Here is a 1,512-nt window from a genome sequence, read left to right as displayed (position 1 = left end):
AATCAGCGAGTCAGCTTGGGAAGAAATGACCTGCTTATTCGCACCTTCCTTAGGTAATGTTGCCGGTCCGCTTATTGGCGCATCCGTTTCGGCGATGGCCGGTTTTCGTTGGGTATTTGCGGCCACGGCGATTGTGGTGTTGATCAATATTATCCAGCTGGCGATTGCGCTGAGACGCCGTCGCCAATTAGAGCAGGCGAGAGCGGCGCGTTAATCATTTGCCGTAATGTATTATATATTCTTATGGTTGCCGCATTTTTATATAACTAAATGCGGCTTTTTCTAAAGAGAAAAACGTTTCGCTGCTTGCCATTCATCTTTATTTTGGCAGCAGCATCACTTTTGCATAAGATAATACTTTTCTCCTCTTTGCATTATTCATTCTGAATGCTAAGTTCAGAAAAAACGTATAAGGAAATAGCACGATGAAAAATCTCATTGCTGAGTTGCTGGTCAAGCTTGCACAAAAGGAAGAAGAGTCAAAAGAACTGGTCGCCCAGGTCGAGGCGCTGGAAATTGTCGTTACGGCGTTGCTCCGACAAATGACACAACCGCAGCAACAGGCGTTAATCGATAATGTAGAAAGCGCGCTGGACAAGGCTCGCCCCGATTCGCTGGTCCCCGCTGAAGATGCGGAGATGCTTCAGCAATACGTAAAGAAGCTATTAAGGCATCCTCGCAGCTAGCCTGCTGAAAGATAATGGCCTGTCATAGAATGGTCATGCAGGATGCCTGTCGTCGCTCTGTTTTTATTTTTGGCCTTCGCACTGGGAGAAAAGAATTTAAACAGAGCCTCTATTTCATCTCATGCCTCTCGCTATTAAATACCCTAACGCGTCAGGCGAAACCGGGTAATGAACAGCGTGCCGCGCCAGAGATGAAATAATGCATAAACCAGAAGAAAATCATTGTCGCAGGGTGGTTTTTTTCCCGCAACGAACCAGACTTAATGTGGAACTTCACATAAAGGATGGTGCAATGAAAACAACAATACTGGTTACCCTGTTTTCCGGCCTGTGCCTGATCGCCTCAGCGCATGCGGAAGAGAAAACCTTAACACCTCAACAGCAGCGTATGACGACCTGCAATCAACAGGCGACAGCAAAAGCGCTGAAAGGGGATGCCCGTAAGACATATATGAGCGATTGCCTCAAAAATGGTGCATCCAAACCAGATGAAAAAAGCCTGACGCCGCAGCAGCAAAAAATGCGTGAATGTAACGCTCAGGCCACGCAACAAATGCTGAAAGGCGACGATCGCAGCAAGTTTATGAGTGGTTGTCTGAAGAAACAGGCATAGTCCTATCGGGTGAGTCCTTACGGTGACTCACCCGAAATTTCATACTTTCTCCGCATCCCCCCTCTCTATAATTTGGGAAAATGTTTCAGAATATTCCCAAAATATGATGAACGACGAAAACTTTTACAATAAAGAGCGTATCGGGGAAGAGTGGCTTCAAACCGTCATTCCGCAGCTAATTCCAGAATTTAAATAGCGTGATCTGGCGATCAG

At 46.2% G+C, this 1,512-nt stretch carries 2 protein-coding genes and 1 pseudogene; all 3 read left to right on the top strand.

Going from position 1 to position 1,512, the window contains the following annotated elements:
- A pseudogene (locus HX884_RS26375) lies at nucleotides 1–214 on the top strand (hypothetical protein); the annotation flags it as partial.
- 211 nt (nucleotides 215–425) lie between these two features.
- Entirely contained in the window at nucleotides 426–686 is a 261-nt protein-coding gene (gene iraP / locus HX884_RS26370; protein WP_013095810.1) for an anti-adapter protein IraP, read from the top strand.
- Nucleotides 687–978: 292 nt separating this feature from the next.
- Nucleotides 979–1,299, top strand: coding sequence for a phosphate starvation-inducible protein PsiF (psiF, locus tag HX884_RS26365; protein WP_013095812.1), 321 nt, complete (start codon nucleotides 979–981; stop codon nucleotides 1,297–1,299).
- The last annotated feature ends 213 nt before the right edge of the window (nucleotides 1,300–1,512 follow it).

Origin of the sequence: Enterobacter sp. SECR19-1250 (assembly GCF_013391025.1) — a bacterium.
In the GTDB taxonomy this organism is placed as follows: Bacteria; Pseudomonadota; Gammaproteobacteria; order Enterobacterales; family Enterobacteriaceae; genus Enterobacter; species Enterobacter cloacae.
Note: the sequence above shows the minus strand (reverse complement) of the source record. Positions and strands in the feature narration are given on the sequence as shown.

Coding starts and splice junctions, on each gene's coding strand:
- iraP (WP_013095810.1), top strand. CDS start 426: ATGAAAAATCTCATTGCTGAGTTGCTGGTCAAGCTTGCACAAAAGGAA.
- psiF (WP_013095812.1), top strand. CDS start 979: ATGAAAACAACAATACTGGTTACCCTGTTTTCCGGCCTGTGCCTGATC.